This is a genomic window from Oleispirillum naphthae, from assembly GCA_027864655.1.
GTDB lineage: Bacteria > Pseudomonadota > Alphaproteobacteria > Rhodospirillales > Rhodospirillaceae > Oleispirillum > Oleispirillum naphthae.
Genome location: JAQAZG010000013.1, coordinates 36,009 through 55,219, shown reverse-complemented (window position 1 = coordinate 55,219; position 19,211 = coordinate 36,009). Strand labels below are relative to the sequence as shown.

Annotated in this window: 18 protein-coding genes and 1 tRNA gene; 9 read left to right on the top strand and 10 right to left on the bottom strand. The window is 67.8% G+C overall.

Annotated features, from left to right (window positions below; translation table 11 throughout):
* Window positions 1-92: 92 nt before the first annotated feature.
* The 3 genes from O7R11_RS13330 to O7R11_RS13320 all read right to left on the bottom strand — a co-directional run bounded on the left by O7R11_RS13330 (window position 93) and on the right by O7R11_RS13320 (window position 2,897).
* A complete protein-coding gene (locus O7R11_RS13330; protein ID WP_337998020.1) occupies window positions 93-1,364 on the bottom strand; it encodes a TRAP transporter large permease in 1,272 nt (423 codons plus the stop codon).
* Window positions 1,361-1,843, bottom strand: a complete 483-nt coding sequence (locus O7R11_RS13325; RefSeq protein WP_337998019.1) for a TRAP transporter small permease — start codon at window positions 1,841-1,843, stop codon at window positions 1,361-1,363. Before O7R11_RS13325 ends, O7R11_RS13330 begins: the two co-directional genes overlap by 4 nt.
* A gap of 64 nt (window positions 1,844-1,907) precedes the next feature.
* Window positions 1,908-2,897, bottom strand: a complete 990-nt coding sequence (locus tag O7R11_RS13320; RefSeq protein WP_337998018.1) for a TRAP transporter substrate-binding protein — start codon at window positions 2,895-2,897, stop codon at window positions 1,908-1,910.
* A gap of 238 nt (window positions 2,898-3,135) precedes the next feature.
* Here O7R11_RS13320 and O7R11_RS13315 point away from each other — a divergent pair, with 238 nt between their 5' ends.
* Together O7R11_RS13315 and O7R11_RS13310 are read left to right on the top strand one after the other, a co-directional pair.
* The gene (locus O7R11_RS13315) at window positions 3,136-4,200 is read left to right on the top strand and encodes an amidohydrolase family protein (protein WP_337998017.1); all 1,065 of its coding nucleotides are present in this window, start codon (window positions 3,136-3,138) and stop codon (window positions 4,198-4,200) included.
* 82 nt (window positions 4,201-4,282) lie between these two features.
* Complete coding sequence (locus tag O7R11_RS13310; protein ID WP_337998016.1) at window positions 4,283-4,804, top strand: GNAT family N-acetyltransferase; 522 nt, start codon at window positions 4,283-4,285, stop codon at window positions 4,802-4,804.
* 42 nt (window positions 4,805-4,846) lie between these two features.
* On the opposite strand, the gene O7R11_RS13305 is transcribed toward O7R11_RS13310, so the two are convergent.
* Window positions 4,847-6,295 carry a tryptophanase gene (locus tag O7R11_RS13305; protein ID WP_337998015.1) on the bottom strand — a complete coding sequence of 483 codons (1,449 nt, stop codon included), beginning with the start codon at window positions 6,293-6,295 and terminating at the stop codon, window positions 4,847-4,849.
* A 233-nt stretch (window positions 6,296-6,528) separates the two neighbouring features.
* On the opposite strand from O7R11_RS13305, the gene rfbA reads away from it, so the two are divergent.
* Genes rfbA through rfbD form a run of 6 tightly spaced genes read left to right on the top strand, consistent with a single transcriptional unit; the run spans window position 6,529 to window position 11,497 of the window.
* A complete protein-coding gene (rfbA, locus tag O7R11_RS13300; protein WP_337998014.1) occupies window positions 6,529-7,413 on the top strand; it encodes a glucose-1-phosphate thymidylyltransferase RfbA in 885 nt (294 codons plus the stop codon).
* Window positions 7,410-8,057: a class I SAM-dependent methyltransferase gene (locus O7R11_RS13295; RefSeq protein WP_337998092.1), complete on the top strand. Its 648-nt coding sequence runs from the start codon at window positions 7,410-7,412 to the stop codon at window positions 8,055-8,057. The genes rfbA and O7R11_RS13295 overlap by 4 nt, the downstream gene beginning before the upstream one ends.
* Entirely contained in the window at window positions 8,054-8,992 is a 939-nt protein-coding gene (locus O7R11_RS13290) for a glycosyltransferase family 2 protein (protein WP_337998013.1), read from the top strand. Before O7R11_RS13295 ends, O7R11_RS13290 begins: the two co-directional genes overlap by 4 nt.
* Window positions 8,989-9,567, top strand: a complete 579-nt coding sequence (rfbC, locus tag O7R11_RS13285) for a dTDP-4-dehydrorhamnose 3,5-epimerase (RefSeq protein ID WP_337998012.1) — start codon at window positions 8,989-8,991, stop codon at window positions 9,565-9,567. The genes O7R11_RS13290 and rfbC overlap by 4 nt, the downstream gene beginning before the upstream one ends.
* Window positions 9,564-10,610: a dTDP-glucose 4,6-dehydratase gene (rfbB, locus tag O7R11_RS13280; protein WP_337998011.1), complete on the top strand. Its 1,047-nt coding sequence runs from the start codon at window positions 9,564-9,566 to the stop codon at window positions 10,608-10,610. Before rfbC ends, rfbB begins: the two co-directional genes overlap by 4 nt.
* The gene (gene rfbD / locus O7R11_RS13275; RefSeq protein ID WP_337998010.1) at window positions 10,607-11,497 is read left to right on the top strand and encodes a dTDP-4-dehydrorhamnose reductase; all 891 of its coding nucleotides are present in this window, start codon (window positions 10,607-10,609) and stop codon (window positions 11,495-11,497) included. The genes rfbB and rfbD overlap by 4 nt, the downstream gene beginning before the upstream one ends.
* A 64-nt stretch (window positions 11,498-11,561) precedes the next feature.
* Here the strand turns inward: rfbD and O7R11_RS13270 are convergent, their stop codons facing one another.
* The 4 genes from O7R11_RS13270 to O7R11_RS13255 form a co-directional block, all read right to left on the bottom strand.
* The gene (locus O7R11_RS13270; protein WP_337998009.1) at window positions 11,562-13,178 is read right to left on the bottom strand and encodes a M48 family metalloprotease; all 1,617 of its coding nucleotides are present in this window, start codon (window positions 13,176-13,178) and stop codon (window positions 11,562-11,564) included.
* Window positions 13,175-13,582 carry a hypothetical protein gene (locus tag O7R11_RS13265; protein WP_337998008.1) on the bottom strand — a complete coding sequence of 136 codons (408 nt, stop codon included), beginning with the start codon at window positions 13,580-13,582 and terminating at the stop codon, window positions 13,175-13,177. Before O7R11_RS13265 ends, O7R11_RS13270 begins: the two co-directional genes overlap by 4 nt.
* Window positions 13,583-13,609: 27 nt before the next feature.
* A complete protein-coding gene (locus tag O7R11_RS13260) occupies window positions 13,610-14,968 on the bottom strand; it encodes a CHASE2 domain-containing protein (RefSeq protein ID WP_337998007.1) in 1,359 nt (452 codons plus the stop codon).
* A gap of 337 nt (window positions 14,969-15,305) precedes the next feature.
* Window positions 15,306-15,395, bottom strand: a tRNA-Ser gene (locus O7R11_RS13255).
* A gap of 207 nt (window positions 15,396-15,602) precedes the next feature.
* Between O7R11_RS13255 and O7R11_RS13250 the strand changes: the two genes are divergently transcribed.
* The gene (locus O7R11_RS13250; protein WP_337998006.1) at window positions 15,603-15,923 is read left to right on the top strand and encodes a hypothetical protein; all 321 of its coding nucleotides are present in this window, start codon (window positions 15,603-15,605) and stop codon (window positions 15,921-15,923) included.
* Between the two features lie 4 nt (window positions 15,924-15,927).
* Here the strand turns inward: O7R11_RS13250 and O7R11_RS13245 are convergent, their stop codons facing one another.
* Both O7R11_RS13245 and lepA read right to left on the bottom strand, forming a co-directional pair.
* Complete coding sequence (locus O7R11_RS13245) at window positions 15,928-17,307, bottom strand: SLC13 family permease (RefSeq protein ID WP_337998005.1); 1,380 nt, start codon at window positions 17,305-17,307, stop codon at window positions 15,928-15,930.
* Window positions 17,308-17,334: 27 nt separating this feature from the next.
* A complete protein-coding gene (gene lepA, locus O7R11_RS13240; protein WP_337998004.1) occupies window positions 17,335-19,137 on the bottom strand; it encodes a translation elongation factor 4 in 1,803 nt (600 codons plus the stop codon).
* Window positions 19,138-19,211: the final 74 nt, after the last annotated feature.

Below are 19,211 nucleotides of genomic sequence, written 5' to 3'. Positions count from 1 at the left end.
CGATCGCGCCCCGGCCTGCCCCCTCGGGCGGGCACAGTCTACCCAAGACTTCCGGGATTGGAAGCCCCCGATTCAGGTTTCTCGGCCGCCTTCTAAAGTTTGAACGGAATGAACAGGGCGATGCCGGGGATGAAGTAGGTGGCCACGACGATGAGGAACAGCATCAGGATGAACGGCCAGACGCCCTTGATCACCTGCTCGATCGGCGACTTCGCCACCGCCTGGATGACGTAGAGGTTCAGCCCCACCGGCGGGGTGATCAGGGCGCACTCGATCATCATCATGAAGATGACGCCGAACCAGATGGTGTCGATGCCCATGTCCGCCAGCGCGGGCTGCAACACCGGCATCATGATCATCAGCATCGACATCGATTCGAGGAAGAAGCCCATCACCAGCAGCACGCAGCACACCACGAAGACGAACGGCCCCACCGAGGTGACGGTTTCGGAGACGAGCTGCGCCACCTCCTGCGGAATCTGGTAGAGGGTGATCGCCTTGCCGAACACCGTGGCCCCGGCCATGATCAGGAAGATGGTGACGGTGGTGCGCATGGAGTCCATCACCGCCTCCTGCATCCCCTCGCGGGTGATCGAGCGGCCGACGCCGACCACGGCGAGCGAGGCGATGAAGCCGATGGCGGCGGATTCCGTCGGCGTGCAGATGCCGAGGTAGATGCTGCCGATCACCGCCACGGCGACGCCGATCACCGGCAGGGCGCGCAGGGTGGCGGCGCGGCGCGTCGGCCAGTCGGCCTTGGGGGCGCGGACGCAGCCCTTGCCGAACTTGCCGTAGAGGAAGCTGTAGACGATGAACAGGGCGGAGAGCGCCAGCCCCGGCCCCACCCCGGCGAGGAACATGTCGGAGATCGAATCGTCGGTGAGCACGCAGTAGACGATCATCGGGATCGACGGCGGGATGAGAATGCCGAGCGTGCCGCCCGCGGCGAGGAGGCCGTAGACGAAAGGCTTGTCGTAGCCGCGGCCGGTCATCTCGCCGATCGCCACGGTGCCGATGGTGGCGGCGCAGGCGACCGAGGAGCCGGAAATCGCGGCGAACACCGCGCAGGAGAGCACGGTGGCGATGCCCAGCCCGCCCGGCCAATGGCCGACCCAGCTCTGCACCGCGGCGAACAGGCTCTTCCCCGCGCCGCCCTTCAACAGGATGTTGGACATCAGCAGGAACAGCGGCACCGCCAGCAGCACGAAGCTGTCGGTGGTGGAATAGAGCCCCTGCGGCACGATCAGGGGCGACATCCCGGCGGAGACCAGCATGGCGAGGCCGAGACCGCCGAGCGCGAAGGCCACCGGCACGCCCACGGCGAGCAGCACCGCCATCGCGGCGAGCAGAAGAGCCGTGGTCATCGCTCCGCCCCCCGGACCCACAGGCGCACCATCTCCGCCGCGATCTGCGCCAGGAGAAGCGCGCAGCCCAGCGGCACCGCCGCCTCGGTCATCCAGCGCGGCACCCCCAGCATGGTCGAGGTGTGGCGGTTCTGCGCCACGGACTCCGCGACGATCTCGATGCCGTAGACCATGGCGACGAGGCAGAAGGCGGCGACCACCAGAAGGCTCGCGGTCGCGCACAGGCGGCGCGGGCCGGGCCTCATGCGGCTGGTGAAGAAGTCGATGACGATCATGTCGCGGTTGGCGAGGACGAAGGCGGCGGCGAGGTAGGTCGCCCAGATTTGCAGGAAGCGGGAGATCTCCTCCGTCCACGGCGTCGGCGCGGTGAACACGTAGCGCGCCGTCACCTCATAGGCGATGAGCAGGCCGATGACGAAGAACAGCCCTGCGGCGATGCGGCCGCAAAACGCGGAAATCCTGTCGATGAACGCCAGCATGAGCCCAACCGCAAAAAATCGGCGGGACGGGGCAGCCCGCCCCGTCCCGCGAACGGAAGTTTGTTTACTTCAGTTTCAGCGCTTCGTCGATCAGCTTCTGGCCGATCGGGCCGGTCCACTGCACGAACTCGGCGATCACCGGCTTGGTCGCGGCGCGCCAGGCGGCGCGCTCCGCGTCGGTGAGTTCCACCACCTTCATCTTGGTCTTGTTGATGGCGAGCGCATCGGCCTCGAGACGGGAGACCTCGTCGCGCAGCGACGCCTCCACCTTGCGGCCCGCGGTCTCGATGATCGCGCGCTGCTTGGCGGTGAGGCCCTGCCAGGCCTTCTCGTTGACGATGACGATGAACTCCACGTCGGCGTTGTTGGTCACCGTCAGGCCGTCGGTCACCTGATAGAGCTTGCGCGCCGGAACCGTGGTGATGCCGGTCATCCCCGCATCCACCGTGCCGCGCTGATAGGCGAGGAACTGCTCGGACCCCGACAGCATGGTCGGCGCGCCGCCCACCGCCTCGATGAACTTGCCCAGCGTCTTGCCGAAGACGCGCACCTTCTTGCCCTTGAGGTCATCGGGCATGTGCACCGAAAAGCCCTTGGTGATGAGGATCGACCCGCCGAACGCCTGCCACCACAGAACCCGCGTGCCGGTCTTGAGGATCGCCGCGTCCAGCTCGGTGCGGATCGGGCTGCCGGGCGCGGTGGCGGCGCGCACCCGCGCCTCGGTGTCGAAGAGGAAGGGCACGTAGAACACGTCCACCGCGGGCACCGTGCCCGCGAACTGCGCGAGCGACACCGAGCCCATGTCCACCGCGCCGGTGGACACCGCCTGCGGCGTCTCTTCATCCTTGTAGAGCTGCGAGGCCGGGTAGATCTCGATCTTCAGATCGCCCTTGGATTCCTTTTCCACCTCCGCCTTGAAGGCGAGCAGGTTCTGCCCGACGTGGTGCTTCGCGGGCATCTGCGAGGTCAGGCGCAGCACCGTGGCGGCGCCGGCATCGGCCGCGGTCAGGGCCAGTCCCAGCCCGACGACGGCGCTTATCATCCATTTGTTCAAGGGAGTTCCTCCGCACAACCGTGTTTTCCGGGATCGGCGCGACCGCGCACGAATCGGCATATTCCGGGACGCCATACATTGCATACGGCGGCGTTTCTGCATAGCGGAACGACAGAAAATGATCCACCGAAAAACGCCGCGCCCCTACACCAATGGGCGGCGATGGCTTCGCCCGCGCCGCCGTGCTAGAGTCCCGGACGGGGCGTCGCGGCATCATCCGGCGGGAGGAGTTTCGATCATGCTGACCCGGCGTTGCGTTCTGCGCCTGGCCGCGGGCTGCGCGGTCCTTCCGGCATGGGCGGCCCGCGCGGCGGAAGAGGCGCCCACCGGGCGCTTCGGCATCGCGGCGCTGAAAGAGGGCTACCTCAAGCGCATCGCGGCGATCCGCGCGGCGGGCAAGCTGCCGATCTTCGACATCGAAAGCTCCTACGACCCGGGGAAGATCGACCTCGAGGACTTCGTCCGCGAGATGGACCGCACCGGCGTCGCGGTGATGGCGTTCTCGCCCGACATGCCGGGGCGGCTGGTCAAAAAGGGCGAGACCTGGAGCCACCACGTCTTCGAGTTGATCCGCCTCTACCCCGACCGTTTCTACCCCACCGGCAACGGCGGCGTGCACCCGGCCTGGACGAAGAACCAGGAGCGCTTCCTCGACGACAACGAACGCTACATCCTCGCCCACGGCTACCCGCTGATGGGCGAGTTCGAGTTCCGCCACTACATGTCGCCGCGCCAGGCGGAGCGCAACGAAACCCACCGCGACGTGGACATTCCGATCGACGGGGCGGCGGGCGAGCGCCTGTTCGCCTTCGCCGAGACCACCGGCATTCCCTTCCAGATTCACTACGAGATCGAGGACCGCCTGCTGCCGCCGCTGGAGGCGATGCTGGCGCGCCACCCCAAGGCGAAAGTGATCTGGTGCCACCTCGCGCAGATCCGCTACAAGGAGCGCTCCACCCTCTACACCCCGGACTACCTGCGCGGCCTGTTCGCGCGGTTCCCCAACCTCTACATCGACACCGCCTTCGGCGGCCCCTACGGCATCTACAAGCCGAGCGGCCAGCGCCACGCCCGGGTGTGGACCGACGGCGGCGACATCCGCCCCGAGTGGAGCGCCCTGATCGCCGAGCAGCCCTACCGCTTCCTCGCCGCGCTCGACATCGGCGGCGACCGCATGGACCGCCTCGACGACTGGGTGCGCAACCTGCGCTATTTCCTCGACCGCCTGCCCGAACCGGCGCGCCGGATCGTCGCCTACCGCGCCGCCTGGAAGCTGCTGTTCAACGAGGAGATCGGGGTCTGAGAGTGGGGCGGCGGCTTGACACCGCGCGGGCGGTGCGCCCATGCTCCGCCCCTCACCCGCTTCCATCGCGCCGCATGCCGCCATGACCGAACCCGCACCGCGCTTCCGCGCCGCCCGCCCCGCCGACGCCCCGGCGATCGCCCGCATGGTCAACGCCGCCTACCGCGGCGCATCGGGCTGGACCGGCGAAGGCCACCTCTTGTCCGGCCGCCGCACCGATGCGGCCGCGGTTCTGGAGATGATGCGCGCCGCGGAGTCCCTGCTTCTGCTCTGCTGCCTCGGCGATGCGCTCGCCGGGTGCGCCTATCTCCACCGCGAAAGCGCCACCGAGGTCTATTTCGGCATGCTCGCGGTGGACCCCGCCTTGCAGGCGGGCGGCCTGGGCAAGGCCCTGATGGCGGAGGTGGAAGCCCGCGCGCGGGAAACCTGGGGCGCGACCGCCCTGCTGATCTCCGTGGTCAACAAGCGGCCCGAGCTGATCGCCTATTACGTCCGGCGCGGTTATGTTCCGACCGGCGAGACCCGGCCCTTCCCCTTCGCGGACGGGCTGTCCGCCGCCCTGGTGGACGGCATCGAACTGGCGATGCTGAGGAAGGCCCTGTGAGCCCCACCCCCGGAACGGCTCCGGGGATGGGGCGCACGATGCTTAGAGGCTGTCGCCGAAGTCGGCGCGGAACTTGGCGAGCAGCTTGGCGTGCCAGTCGCCGACCGTCTCCAGCTTGCCGAAGAAGAAGCGCAGCATCTTCGGCTCCTCGACGAAGGTCAGTCCGCCGATCAGATCGCGGTTCTCATGGAGCCAGATGATGCGGTCCACCGCGTACTTCACCTGCGACAGGGTGAACACGCGGCGCGGCAGGGCGAGGCGCAAAAGCTCCATGTTGGAATAGATCTCGCTGCCGTCCGGGTTGCGCTGTTCCGAGATCGAGCCGCGCTCCATGCCGCGCACGCCGGAGACCAGGAACACCGCAGAGGCCAGCGCGCCCGCCGGGTACTGCGACTGCGGCAGGTGCGGCAGAAAGCGCAGCGCGTCCAGATGGCAGCCCAGGCCGCCCGGCGGGGTGATCACCGGCACGCCCGCCTTCTCCAGCTCGTTCACCATGTATTCGATGAACTGCGGCCCCTGGCAGATCATGTCCTCGTCCATGGTCTCTTCCAGGCCCACGGCGATCGCCTCGATCTCGCGCACCGACATGCCGCCGTAGGTGAGGAATCCCTCGTAGAGGGTGATCAGCTCGCGCATCTTCATGTAGGCGTCGAAGCTGTTGGTGCAGATGCCGCCGCCGCGGGCGCAGCCGAGCTTGCGCGCCGAGAAGTAGATGATGTCGGTGAGGTCGGCGATCCTGCGGGTGATCTCGCGGATCGAGAGGTCCTTGCAGGCGGCTTCGCGGGTCTTGATGAAATAGAGGTTGTCGGCCAAGAGCGAGGCGTCGAATACCAGCATGATGCCGGCCTTGCGGCAGATCGCGCTGACGTCGGCCAGGTTCTGCAACGAGTGCGGCTGGCCGCCGATCAGGTTGGTGCCGGTTTCGACGCGCACGTAGGCGATCTTTTCCGTGCCTTCCGCCGCGATCAGCGCGGCGAGCTTGTCGAGGTCGATGTTGCCCTTGAACGGGTGGTCGCTGGTGACCTTCAGACCCTCGTCGCAGACCAGTTCCTCCACCCGCCCGCCGTTCAGCACGATATGCGCCTTGGAGGTGGTGAAGTGGTAGTTCATCGGCACCACCTGGCCTTCGTTCACGAACACCTGGGAGAGAATGTTCTCCGCCGCGCGGCCCTGGTGCACCGGCAGGAAGTAGTCCATGTCGAAGAGTTCTTTGATTTTCGTCTGGAGCTTGGTGAAGGTCTCGGAACCGGCATAGCTGTCGTCGGATTCCATCATCGCGGCCAGTTGCTTGTCGCTCATCGCGTTGACGCCGGAATCGGTCAGCATGTCCAGGAAGATGTCCCGGTTCTTCAACAGGAACGTGTTGTTGCCCGCCTCGCGGACGGCCTCGAGGCGACGTTCGATCGGGACCAGATTGAGCTTCTGGACAATGCGCACCTTATGCAATTCCAGGGGCAGGTTCTCCCCGGAATGGAATTTGACTTTGGACATTTAGCTATAGCTCCGGTTCGTGGCGGCGAATGAATCTTACAAACAACCCCGTGTTTTTTGTGCCGAACGAACCTTGATGTCCAGCCGAAACGCGACTCCGCGGCAAAGAAACTGCCGCAGGGACAGGGGCCCCGCACGGAATCGAAGGGCCGGTTTGTCGGCAGACGATCTTTGTGTTAGTGTCCCGCCCCGAGGAAACAGGGGAACGCGCGGCAGCGCGTGAGGGTAAAAAAATGAAGGGAATCGTGCTTGCCGGAGGGGCAGGAACCCGCCTGCATCCGGTCACCCAAGTGGTCAGCAAGCAACTGCTGCCGGTCTACAACAAACCGATGATCTTCTACCCCCTGTCCACGCTGATGCTGGCCGGGATCCGCGAGGTGCTGCTGATCACCACGCCCGCCGACCAGCCGCTGTTCCGCCGCCTGCTGGGCGACGGCGCGCAGTGGGGGATTTCCATCGACTATGCGGTGCAGCCCTCCCCCGACGGTCTGGCGCAGGCCTTCCTGATCGGCCGCGACTTCATCGGCGGCGGCCCTTCCGCCCTCATCCTCGGCGACAACATCTACCACGGCCACGGCCTCGTCGAGATTCTCTCCGACGCCGCGGCGATGACCGCGGGCGCACGGGTGTTCGCCTATTGGGTATCGGACCCGGAACGCTACGGCGTGGTCGATTTCGGCCCCGACGGCCGTGCGGTCCGCGTCGTCGAGAAGCCCGCCTCGCCGGTCGGCAACTGGGCGGTGACCGGGCTCTATTTCTACGACGAGCGGGTTCTCGACATCGCCGCCGGCCTCAAGCCCTCGGCGCGCGGCGAGCTGGAGATCACCGACATCAACGCCGCCTATCTGGCGGACGGGGCGCTCGACGTGGTGAAGCTCGGCCGCGGCTTCGCCTGGCTCGACACCGGCACCCACGAAAGCCTGATCCAGGCCTCGCAGTTCGTCCACTCGGTGGAGATGCGCCAGGGCCTGCAAATCGCCTGCCTGGAGGAGATCGCCTACCGCAAGGGCTATATCGGCGCGGAACAGCTGCAGCGACTGGCCGCCGCCGCCCCGGTTTCGCTCGCCGCCTATCTGCGGCGCGTCCTCGCCGAGGGAGACGCGCAGTGTCCGGCATGAAGCCCGATCTTCCCGCCGAAAACGGCTATCACGACCATGTCCGTCGCGAGGTCGCGCCCTATCTCAAGCCGCACAGCCGGATCCTCGAAATCGGGTGCGGCAGCGGCGCCACGCTCGGTTTCCTGAAGCAGCAGGGGCTGTGCGATTGGGCGGGCGGCGCCGAATTCGTCGCCGCCGCCGCCCAAAAGGCGCGGCAGGTGGCCGACAAGGTCTGGATCGGCGACGTGGAGAGCATGGAGTTCGACATCGAGGAGGGATCCCTGGACGCGGTACTATGCCTGGACGTCCTGGAGCATCTGGTCGATCCCTGGACCATGGCCCGGCGCATGGCCTCGCTCCTGGCGCCGGGAGGCCTTCTTCTGGTCAGCCTGCCAAATATCCGGGACTACCACATCCTGGGCGACCTCGTCCTGCGCGGGCGGTGGGAATACCGGGACAGCGGCATACTGGACCGCACCCATCTGCGATTCTTTACCCGGAAATCGGCGGTGGCGCTGGTGGCGGGGGCGGGGCTGACGGTGGAAACCGTGCAGCCGCTGGGACGCATGAAGCCTTGGCGGCTGAAATGGGTGGTGAACCGGCTGACGGGGGGACGGATGATGGAATTCTACGCCCCGCAGTTCTTGGTCTGCGGGCGCAAATGACGGCCGGGGATGTCCTTTCGCGGGTCGGCGCGGTGGTGGTCGCCTACAACAGCGGCGCGGTGCTGAAGAGCAGCCTGCCGCCGCTTTCCGGTCTGGCGCGGGTGGTGGTGGTGGACAACGCCAGCGCCGACGACACCGTGGCCGTGGCGCGCGCCGCCCTGCCCGGCGTCGAGGTGGTGGAGAACCGCGTCAACCTGGGCTACGGCAACGGCTGCAACTGCGGCCTGGCGCGGCTCGATACCGAGTTCTCCCTGCTGGTCAACCCCGACGCGGTGATGGAGCCCGAGGCGGTGCGCCTCTTGGTGGAAGCCGCCGACCGCTACCCCGACGCGGCGATCCTCGGCCCGGCGCTCCTCACCCCCGAGGGCAAGGTGGAGCTTTCCCACAACCTCGGCCTGTTCGAGCAGGCGGCATGCCGCCGCAAGCGCGCCGACGCCTGCCTGGTGCCGGAGGGCGACCTCTGCGCCGGGTTCGTCTCGGGCGCGGTGATGCTGCTGCGGATGTCGGCGATCGCCCGCTTCGGCGGCTTCGACCCCGAGATATTCCTGTTCTACGAGGACACCGAGCTGTGCCTGCGCGCCTGCCGCGCCGGGTGGTCTCTGGTGCACGTGCCGGAGGCGCGGGTGACGCACGCGGGCGGCGGCTCGTCGCGCCCCAGCCCCCGCATCGACCGGCTGAAGCAATGGCACATGGCGTGGTCGCGCCTGCATGTGGAGCGCAAATACCACCGCCGCGCCGCGCCGCTGGCGCTGCCGCTGCTGCTGCGCCACGGCGCGAAGGCGCTGGGCTACGGCCTGATCTTCTGCCGCGCCAAGGCGCGGCGGCACGCGGCGCGCTTCTGCGGCACCTGGGCCTTCCTCGCCGGAAGGCCCGCCTGCGACGCCGCGGTGCGCGCGGCGCGGGTACCGCTCCCGCCGATGGAGGAAGGCCGATGAATATCATGCCCACGGAATTCGACGGCGTCCTGGTGGTCGAGCCCGGCCGCTTCGGCGACGGCCGCGGGTTTTTTTCCGAAACCTACAACCGGCGGCAATGGGCGGAAGCGGGCATCGACGCCGATTTCGTGCAGGACAACCAGTCGCTGTCCGCGGCCAGGGGCACGGTGCGCGGCATGCACTGGCAGGCCCCGCCGCACGCCCAGGCGAAGCTGATCCGCGTGACTCGCGGGGCTATCCTCGACGTGGTGGTGGACATCCGCCGCGGCTCCCCCACCTTCGGGCGCCACCTGGCGGTGGAGCTGAGCGCCGAGAACTGGCGGCAGTTGTTCATCCCCGCCGGGTTCGCCCACGGTTTCTGCACCCTCACCGAGAACGTCGAGGCGATCTACAAGGTGGATGCCTATTACGCCCCCGAGGCGGAAGGCGGCTTCCTGTGGAACGACCCGGCCCTCGGCATCGCCTGGCCGGTAGCGGCGGAGGCGGCGGCGCTTTCCGCGAAGGACCGCGCCCTCCCGGCGTTCGGCGCAGCGCGGATTCCGGATTTCACCCAGGGAGGCCGAGAACGCAGATGAAGGTGATGGTGACGGGCGGCGCCGGCTTCATCGGCTCTGCGGTGGTGCGGCGGCTCTGCGCGGCGGGGGCGGCGGTGGTCAACCTCGACGCGCTGACCTATGCGGCCAACCTCGACAACGTGGCGGACACCGGCAGCATCCTCGAGGTCGCCGACATCCGCGACGCCGCGGCGGTGGCGGCGGTCTTCGACCGCCACAAGCCGGACGCGGTGATGCATCTGGCGGCGGAAAGCCACGTCGATCGCTCGATCGACGGACCGATGGAATTCGTCGCCACCAACGTCGTCGGCACCGCCACCCTGCTCGGCGCGGCGCGCGCCTATTGGCTGGGGCAGCCCGCGGCGCGGCGCGCGGCGTTCCGCTTCCTCCACGTCTCCACCGACGAGGTCTACGGCACCCTGGGGGCGGAGGGCCTGTTCACCGAGGACACCCCCTACCGCCCCAATTCCCCCTATTCGGCCTCGAAGGCCGCCTCCGACCACCTCGCCCGCGCCTGGCACGAAACCTACGGCATGCCGGTGCTGATCACCAACTGCAGCAACAACTACGGCCCCTACCAGTTCCCGGAAAAACTGATCCCCCTGATGATCCTCAAGGGCCTGGCGGGGGAGCCCCTGCCGGTCTACGGCAACGGGGCGAACGTGCGCGACTGGCTCTATGTGGAAGACCATGCCGAGGCGCTCTGCCTGGTGCTGGAGAAGGGCGTGCCGGGCCGCACCTACAACATCGGCGGGGCCTGCGAAAAGACCAACCTGGAGGTGGTGCGCGCGCTCTGCGCCCTGCTCGACGCGCGCGCGCCGCTGCCCGGCGGCAAGGCGCACGCCGAACTCATCGCCTTCGTCGCCGACCGCCCCGGCCACGACCTGCGCTACGCCATGGACATCTCGCGGATTTCGGAAGAACTGGGCTGGCGGCCGCGCGAAAACTTCGCCTCCGGCCTCGCCCGCACCCTCGACTGGTACCTCGGCAACCGTGCCTGGTGGCGGCGCGTGCTGGACGGCAGCTACCGCGGCGAGCGCCTCGGGCTGGACGCCGCGCCATGAGCTTCCGCATCGTCGTCACCGGGGTCTCGGGGCAGGTGGGCGGCAGCCTGATGGCGCTGCCGCCGATCCCCGGCGTGACCTTCGTGCCCGCCGGTCGCGGCGTTCTCGACCTCGCGCGCCCGCGCGGCCTCGCCGCCGCCCTTGCCGCGCTCGCCCCCGATGCGGTGGTCAACTGCGCCGCCCACACCGCGGTGGACCGCGCCGAGAGCGAAGCCCCTCTCGCCTTCGCGGTGAATGCCGAGGCGGCGGGGGAACTCGCCGCCGCCTGCGCGGCGCGCGGCGCGCCGATGGTGCAGCTCTCCACCGACTACGTGTTCGACGGCTCCAAGACCGGGGCATGGACGCGCACCGACGCGGTCGCGCCGCTCGGCGTCTACGGCGCCAGCAAGGAAGCGGGCGAGCGGGCGGTGCGCGCCGCCTGCCCCAAGCACCTGATCTTCCGCACCTCGTGGGTTTATGCCGCGCGCGGCCGCAACTTCGTGCGCACCATGCTGCGCCTCGGCGCGGACCGCGACGAGCTGCGCGTCGTCGCCGACCAGACCGGCTGCCCCACCGCCGCGCCCGACCTCGCCGCCGCGCTCGCCGCGCTCGCCCCCCGCCTGGCGCGGGGCGACGACCTGCCGTGGGGCACCTGGCACCTCGCAGGGCGGGAGGCGACCACCTGGCACGGCTTCGCCGAGGCGATCTTCGACTGCGCCGCGCCGGTATGGGGCCGCCGCCCGGCGGTGCTGCCGATCGCCACCGCGGAGTACCCCACGGCGACGCCCCGCCCGCGCAACTCGGCCCTCGACAGCGCGGAAACCGAACGCGCCCTCGGCGTCGAGGCCCGCTCCTGGCGCGATGCCCTCCCGCCCATCGTCGCGGAAATCCTCGCGCAGGAAGATTGAACCGGCGGAGATGCGAAACGCCGCGCGGACGCGGCGTTTCACCCCTCGAGGGAGGCTCGGGATATCAGAGCGACGCCTTGCGCATCGACGGTTTGGTATGTTGCGACCAGGCGGCATTGCAGCCCGCCACCGTATCCCGGTTCTGGCTGGCCCGGCATTCCGTCATCACCTGTTGCGCCTCCTTCAGGCGTCCATCCTGCAGCAGGAACTCCAGGCGCAACGGCAAATTGCCGCGGCGGCGGCCGAAGCGCGCATCCATCGCATCCAGGCCGGCAAGCGCGCGCTGCCAATCGCCGTTCCGGCCGTGCGCCTCGATCAGCGCGGTGAAGACCTTGACCGGGGCCCGGCGGTCCTTTGCGGCGAGTTCCAGGTTGGCCATCGCCTTGTCCGGGCTGCCTTCCTTCTCATAAAGCTGGTAGAGCTTGTAGCGCACCACCGCGTTGGTATCCTTCGGGCCGTTCAACAGCCCCAGCAACAGCTTGCGCGCCGCCGCGAGATCGCCTTCCTCGATCAGCACGCCCGCCCGCTGGACATAGACGTGCTTGGCCAGCAGTTTGCCGCCCTTGCCGTGCAGGATCTGCTTCTCATAGGCATCGACCCGGAGCGGCAAGGCGGCGCTGTCGCCCAGGGTGTCGATCTCGCGCACCACGTATCCGGTCAGGTTGTTTTCACGCCCCTCCGCCGAGGGATGGTCACTCCCCGCCTCGGCGACCACATGGCCGACGATCGCCGTCGGCGCCTTGAACATCTGGTTCAGGGCCATGCCGAAACCTTCCACGACATGACCGCTCTCCATCACCGCCGTGATGCGCTTTTCCACTTCCTTGCGCTCCGCCTCCTGCTCGGCGGCGCGGCGCTCATCCGCCAGGTGCAGGCGTTCCAGCACGATCTGGTAGACCGAGTTGTTGTAGCCCGCCGCGGTGATCAGATCGACGGCGAGAAGGTCGGCCTCGTCTTCCTGCTCACGGTTCCAGGCGGGGTCGAAGATCGTCGTCTGCATCACCTGGTAGGCCTCGACCATGCCCCAGGCATTCAGGTTGAGCGTGCGGCTGTCGGCATTCTTGGAATCCCGTTTGCTCAGCACCACCGCCAGGGTATTCGCGGTGATGTCGGTCAGCCGCTTCTGCGCCTCGTTGTAGCGGTTGCTCTCGTGATGCCGCAACAGCGCGTGAGAGGCCTCGTGCGCCAGAATGAAGGCCAGTTCGTCCTCGCTCTCGCACTGGAGGAACACCCCGAGGGACACCGTGATCACGCCGTCCTTGTCGGTTTCCGCCCGAAAGTCGAGATCGGGCGTAAGCCGTACCTGCAGATCAGGGCGCTCCTCCCGCCAAGGCTCCAGAAGCGTCCCGAGAATCCGCACCATGTAGTCTTCCAGCGGCTCCCCGCCTTCCACCCGGACGCCCCCCTCCCCCTCGGCGCGGCGCACCTTGCCGCCCAGGCCGTAGGTCATGTCCGCGCCCGCCAGCCGCCCGCCCAGGGCCTCGGCCGCGGCGATCATCGGGCTTTCGCCACCGTCCTTCATCAGGCGCGACGGAGCCACCTCGATGAAGCGGCCGGAAAACCCCTCATAGGTCTGCTCGCCGCTGATCTCCTTCACCAGGTTTTCCGTGGTCTTGCATCCCGCCAGCAGCGCCAGCAGCAGACAGGATGCCGCAGCCCGTGCATATCCGCGCCGCATCATCGGCACCCCCCGTCGCCCAGGCCGCGCACGATGCGCGGCGCGCCGTCCGAGGAGGACTTGCCCGCCTGTTTGAGGGACATGTTCTTGATGAGGTCGCAATCGGTCTTGTCATGTACACGGACCGAGGTCTCCACCTGGATCGCCAGCAGCCAGACATCGCCGTCGGCGGCATGGACCTTCACCCGGCGGCTTCTCGCATCGTAACCGGCGGCCTCGAATTCCGGCTTCGGCAGCGTCCCCACCGGGATCTTGCCGATCCGCTTGCCCGCGTCATCGTAGGCGAGGACCCGTCCCTCGCCATCGGGATGATACGCCTTCACCAGAACGGCTTCCCCGGCCTGCGCACTGCTCACCAACCACAGCGCCAGCCCCACGGCCGCGCTTGCCTGTTTGAAGTATCCCATCTTTCCCCCTTATCGGCCGCGGAAGCATCACGCCGCCCGGCCATTCCGCCGCCACCCGCCCCGAGGGCAGGCCGCCGCTCTTTCCAGAAGTTCCACCACCATCGGATACGCAATCACCCAACACGCCAGAAACAGTCCGACCCAGTTGATCGGCTCGAAACGCAACACCTCGACGCACGCCAGCACCGTTCCCAACCCCACGACCAGCCCGGCCAGCAGCAGCAGTCCGGCGACGAGCGCGGCGGCGCGCACGTTCCTCCAGGCGTTTTCCTCCTGCCGCCCCCGGCGATAGCGATGCCGCAGCCAGTTGCCGCACCAGCCGAAAAGGGCAAGCAAAAGCACCTCGATGAGGTCGTTCCACCCCAGCCCGCCCCACAGGCCCGGCCATGGGCGGTAATACCGGGAGCCGAGGGTCATGAGGTTGTCCAAGGCCATGGCATGCACGTAAACCCCGGGGACATCGCCGAACACCGGCGAATGGGCGATATCCTGCTCGCCGGACAGGGACCCGCCGATCAGCACCATCCGCTCCCTCAGCAGGTCCATCACCGCACGCGCATCGGCATGCGTGCCGTCGGGGGCCAGCAGCCATTCCGCCTTCAAGACCGGATGATAGGAACACAGGGGCGGCAGACGCAGGCTCTGTTCTCCGCCCAGGCCATAGCCCAACTCGCCGAGCAGAATCCGCGCGCTCCGCAACAACCGGTGTGCGGCCGACGGGCAGACCGCGTCCAGGCCGTGCAATCCGGGATGCGCCGCGGCATACCCTGCGGGAAAGGCCTCGCCCCAGCGCACCGCCATGGGCGCGGCATCATCCGGCACACTGCAATCGCTCCGTCCCGCGCACCAGATGCGATAGAGCGCCGCAGCCGCAGCCGGGCGTCCGCCGGGACGGCACGGATCCGTGGAGCGCAGGAACACCTGGCTGGAATCCTGTGCGATGTTTACGTGGGCTTCCTCCGCCGCACGTGCCGCCAAAGGAGCGAGGTTGGTCAATCCCGGCCTACCGCACTGCGACGCATCCAGCGCGGTTTTCGGCGCTCCCAGGACCACCGGCAGCAGGGACAACGTATCGGCGAACGCCTCCAACGAACCGGGAGCGCCGCGCTTGTCGAGGAAAGCCAGGTCGAAGAACACGCCTCGCCCCCCCGCCATCTCCACGGTCTCCACCAGAGCGCCGTACATGCCGAACGAGGGGGGAAAGGATTCGCCCATTGCCGACAACGTTTCGTCGTCGATCAGAACCACGGCGATTTCCGCCTGCCCGGCGGCGGAGTAGAAGGGAGCGGCGAGCCTGGCATAGAGGGTGCGCGATTCCGCATCGGTGGCCTGCCGCAGGCCCATGGGGTTGAGCACGGCAAGCAGCAGAGCGGCCGAGACCGGCAAGCAGCCGCGCAGAAAAGGCCCGATCCGCGATACGACACCCGCCCAAGCGGCGCGAGGCGTCATCCTCCATCCCCCATGTGGCGCGCCGGGCCTTCGAACGCCCGGTCGCCCCGAAATCTTCGTTTTGTCGCTTCCCCCGATAACGCGAGGCCTGGAACGGCCCCTTGGACGAGAATTTCAGAAAATTTCCAGAAATACAATTAACAATTGACTGCGCATCGCAGGAAACACCTTCCATGACCTCCGGAAGGGAAACCGAATGGGGGAAGGCGGGGTCGTGAAACCCCGCGGATCTCCGCCATTAAAAAAGGGTTCCTGCAAAGGAACCCTTTTTTAATGGCGGAGGAGGCGGGATTCGAACCCGCGAGGGGATTTCTCCCCCACACACTTTCCAGGCGTGCGCCTTAAACCACTCGGCCACCCCTCCACAGTGTCTCGTCGATGCGAGGCGTCGTTTCTAGCCAACCTCCCCGACGAATGCAAGCCCTCAATTCACCGCCGTCGCATTCGTGACGGAATGAAGTCGTTTGATGGAATGCATTAAAAAAGTGTTGAATCCTTGCGCGTTTCGCGGCAAATTTATCCCAAACAAATAACAATTGACTGCAGCTCTCGGGGAAGACTGGGGTTTTCGATGACTCTCGGACGCGTTTTCGGTTGGGTTCTCATCGTCATGGCCGCGTTGACCGCTTCCGCCGAAGCAGTCGTCGCGCTCGGCACCGGCGAATACGACAGCATCGCCACAGTGGATATTTGGACGTTGCTCACCGGGCGGTCGCCGGAATTCGCCGCCACGGCGCATGCCGGCTGGTCCGACGCGCTCGGCGCGATGTTGCTTGCCTGGCCCGCCTGGACGGTGATCGGGGCGTTCGGCTGCGCCCTCATCTTCGCCTGCCGCCCGCGCCGCAAGCGCGCCGAGTACCGCGAAGCCTCGATGCGCTTCTCCCTGCATTGATCTTTCAGAACAGTCCCAGCGCCACCCACCACAGGTAGTCGAGCGGCCACAGCAGCACCGCCGAGGCCAGTGCGACGATCAGGCACAGGCGGTTGGCCTCGCGCACGGGCAGCCCCATGGCCTGCACCGCCACCGCCATCGCCGGCGCCTGGAAGGACATCAGCACGGTGGAGAAGCCCACCACCTGGGTCATCAGCACGGTGGCGACCGGCAGCCCGGAGGCCGCGGCGAAATCCCGCGCGAGCGGCGTCAGCACCGCCGGAATCCCCGGCTGCGAGGCGATCACCCCGGTGAGCGCGGCGATCGTCGAGAGCAGGCCGAAGTTGCGCGCCGGGTTGCCGGGCTCGAGCGGCAGCAGGCCGAGAAGGCCGTCGGCGGCGAGCCGCCCGATCCCCGAGACGCCGACCAGGGTTCCCACGCCGATGATCGCCGCGATATAGAGCAGCGAGGCGGTGTTGATCTTGCGGACCACCTCCGGCTTCAGCACGCCCACCCCCGGCAGCAGGCAGGCGACCGCCGCCACCATGCCGACCCAGGCGGGCGAAATGCCGTGCAGCCGGTCGGTGCACCACAGCGCCAGCGCCAGCGCCAGAATCGTCGCCAGCCGCCACTCCGCCCGCGTCATCGGCGGCAGGCGCGCCTCGTCGCCGGGCGGCGCGGTGGGTGCGCTGCGGTAGAGCGCGATGACGATCGCCGAGATCAGCACCACCCGCAGGAACCCGAGCACCGGGAAGTGCAGGAAGAGGTAGCCCGCGAAATCCGGCAGGGGCAGGCCGAGCGCCTCCGCCGAACCGATCAGCACCACGTTGGGGATGTTGGCGGGCAGGATGGCGAAGGCGGGAAAGAAGGTGGCGAACAGCCCCGCGAGCACCAGGCCGGAATGCCCCTTGCCGCCGGGCGCATGGCCCAAACGCTCGGCGATTGCGGAATAGATCGGCAGCAGCAAGAGGATGCGCCCGGTCGCCGAGGGCATGATGAAGGCCATCACCACGCCGAGCGCCGCGTTGCCCGCCACCACCCCGGCATAGCTGCCGGTGGGGAAGAGGCGCAACAGGCGGCGCGCCAGGCGGTCGCCGAGGCCGGTCTCGTTCACCGCGATGCCGACGAACAGGCCGGAAAAGATCAGCCAGAAGGCGGAGGAGGCGAAGCCGGAGAACGCCACCTCCGGCGGCGCGATGTGCAGCAGGATCGCGGCGGTGAAGAAGATCATCGCGGTGAGGTACTCGGCGAGCACCCCGGTCGCCCACAGCGCCAGCATGGTGAGCACCAGAACCAGCGCCGGGCCCGCGCCCGCGGCGCGCACCGCGGGCAGGGCGGCAAGCCCCGCCGCCGCCGCCGCGACGGCGGCCACCACCACCAGAGATCTCACCATACGCGCGTGCATCGGCTCCCTTTCGCCCGCGCCGGGCGCTTATTCGTCGCCCATCTTGAGCGCTGCGATGAAGGCCGACTGCGGAATGTCCACCTTGCCGAACTGGCGCATCCGCTTCTTGCCTTCCTTCTGCTTGTCGAGAAGCTTCTTCTTGCGGCTGATGTCGCCGCCGTAGCACTTGGCGGTGACGTCCTTGCGCATCGCGGAGATGGTTTCGCGCGCGATCACCCGCCCGCCGATCGCCGCCTGCACCGGAATCTTGAACAACTGGCGCGGGATCAGGTCCTTGAGGCGCTCGCAGATCTGCCGCCCGCGGGATTCCGCCTGGCTCGCATGCGCGATGAAGGAGAGCGCGTCCACCGCCTCGCCGTTGACCAGAATGGAGACGCGCACCAGGTCGGAGGCCGTGTAATCCGCCACCTCGTAGTCGAAGGAGGCATAGCCGCGGGAGATCGACTTCAGCCGGTCGTAGAAGTCGAAGACGATCTCGTTGAGCGGCAGGCGGTAGACCACCATGGCGCGGTTGCCGACGTAGGTCAGCTCCTCCTGGATGCCGCGGCGCTCGGTGCAGAGTTGCAGCACCGACCCCAGGTACTCGTCGGGCACCAGGATCGTCGCCTTGACCCAGGGTTCCTCGATCTCGGAAATCTGCGTCGGCTCGGGCATGTCCACCGGGTTGTGCAGCTCGCGCAGTTCGCCGTTGGTCATGTGCACGCGGTAGACGACGCTCGGCGCTGTGGTGATCAGGTCGAGGTCGAACTCCCGCTCCAGGCGCTCCTGGATGATCTCCATGTGCAGCAGCCCGAGATAGCCGCAGCGGAAGCCGAAGCCGAGCGCCGCGGAGGTCTCCGGCTCGTACTGGAAGCTCGCGTCGTTCAGGCGCAGCTTGCCGAGGGATTCGCGCAGCTGCTCGAAGTCGCCCGAATCCACCGGGAACAGCGACGAGAACACCACCGGCACCGAGGGCTTGAAGCCCGGCAGCGGCGCGGTGGCGGGCAGACGGTCGTCGGTGATGGTGTCGCCGACCTTGCAGTCGGCCACCGTCTTGATCCCGGCGATGAGGAAACCCATCTCGCCCGGCCCGAGGCTCTCCACCTCCACCATCTTCGGGGTGAACGCGCCCACCTTGTCGAGCTGATAGGCCGCGTTGTTGGCCATCATGCGGATGCGCATGCCCTTCTTCAGCACGCCGTCCTTCACCCGCACCAGGATGACCACGCCGAGGTAGCTGTCGTACCAGCTGTCCACCAGCAGCGCCTTCAGGGGCGTGTCGCGCTCGCCCGTCGGCGCGGGCAGGCGGTGCACCAGCGCCTCCAGCACGTCGGGAATGCCGAGTCCGGTCTTGGCGGAAATCATCACCGCATCGGCGGCGTCGAGACCGATCACCTCTTCGATCTGCGCCTGCACGCGCTCCGGCTCGGCGGCGGGCAGGTCGATCTTGTTGAGGACCGGCACGATCTCGTGGTTCGCCTCCATGGCGTGGTAGACGTTGGCCAGCGTCTGCGCCTCCACCCCCTGCGAGGCGTCCACCACCAGAAGCGAGCCCTCGCACGCGGCGAGCGAACGGCTGACCTCGTAGGCGAAGTCCACATGGCCGGGGGTGTCCATCAGGTTGAGCTGATAGGTGCGGCCGTCCTTGGCGGTATAGGCGAGGCGCACCGTCTGCGCCTTGATGGTGATGCCGCGCTCGCGCTCGATGTCCATCGAGTCGAGCACCTGCTCCTTCATCTCGCGCTCGTTCAAACCGCCGCAGGTTTGAATCAGGCGGTCGGCAAGCGTCGATTTGCCGTGGTCGATGTGCGCGATGATCGCGAAATTGCGGATGTGCGACAGATCGGTCATGGGCAGGCGGGCATCCTGATGTTGCTTGGCCGCGAGGGCGGGCATCGCCACCCTCGCAGGCCGGAACATAGGGC

What these genes read in the sequence shown, in the direction of transcription:
- O7R11_RS13330 (WP_337998020.1), bottom strand. Translation starts at nt 1,364, where the DNA reads ATGACCACGGCTCTTCTGCTCGCCGCGATGGCGGTGCTGCTCGCCGTG.
- O7R11_RS13325 (WP_337998019.1), bottom strand. Translation starts at nt 1,843, where the DNA reads ATGCTGGCGTTCATCGACAGGATTTCCGCGTTTTGCGGCCGCATCGCC.
- O7R11_RS13315 (WP_337998017.1), top strand. Translation starts at nt 3,136, where the DNA reads ATGCTGACCCGGCGTTGCGTTCTGCGCCTGGCCGCGGGCTGCGCGGTC.
- O7R11_RS13310 (WP_337998016.1), top strand. Translation starts at nt 4,283, where the DNA reads ATGACCGAACCCGCACCGCGCTTCCGCGCCGCCCGCCCCGCCGACGCC.
- O7R11_RS13305 (WP_337998015.1), bottom strand. Translation starts at nt 6,295, where the DNA reads ATGTCCAAAGTCAAATTCCATTCCGGGGAGAACCTGCCCCTGGAATTG.
- rfbA (WP_337998014.1), top strand. Translation starts at nt 6,529, where the DNA reads ATGAAGGGAATCGTGCTTGCCGGAGGGGCAGGAACCCGCCTGCATCCG.
- O7R11_RS13295 (WP_337998092.1), top strand. Translation starts at nt 7,410, where the DNA reads ATGAAGCCCGATCTTCCCGCCGAAAACGGCTATCACGACCATGTCCGT.
- O7R11_RS13290 (WP_337998013.1), top strand. Translation starts at nt 8,054, where the DNA reads ATGACGGCCGGGGATGTCCTTTCGCGGGTCGGCGCGGTGGTGGTCGCC.
- rfbC (WP_337998012.1), top strand. Translation starts at nt 8,989, where the DNA reads ATGAATATCATGCCCACGGAATTCGACGGCGTCCTGGTGGTCGAGCCC.
- rfbB (WP_337998011.1), top strand. Translation starts at nt 9,564, where the DNA reads ATGAAGGTGATGGTGACGGGCGGCGCCGGCTTCATCGGCTCTGCGGTG.
- rfbD (WP_337998010.1), top strand. Translation starts at nt 10,607, where the DNA reads ATGAGCTTCCGCATCGTCGTCACCGGGGTCTCGGGGCAGGTGGGCGGC.
- O7R11_RS13270 (WP_337998009.1), bottom strand. Translation starts at nt 13,178, where the DNA reads ATGATGCGGCGCGGATATGCACGGGCTGCGGCATCCTGTCTGCTGCTG.
- O7R11_RS13265 (WP_337998008.1), bottom strand. Translation starts at nt 13,582, where the DNA reads ATGGGATACTTCAAACAGGCAAGCGCGGCCGTGGGGCTGGCGCTGTGG.
- O7R11_RS13250 (WP_337998006.1), top strand. Translation starts at nt 15,603, where the DNA reads ATGACTCTCGGACGCGTTTTCGGTTGGGTTCTCATCGTCATGGCCGCG.
- O7R11_RS13245 (WP_337998005.1), bottom strand. Translation starts at nt 17,307, where the DNA reads ATGCACGCGCGTATGGTGAGATCTCTGGTGGTGGTGGCCGCCGTCGCG.
- lepA (WP_337998004.1), bottom strand. Translation starts at nt 19,137, where the DNA reads ATGACCGATCTGTCGCACATCCGCAATTTCGCGATCATCGCGCACATC.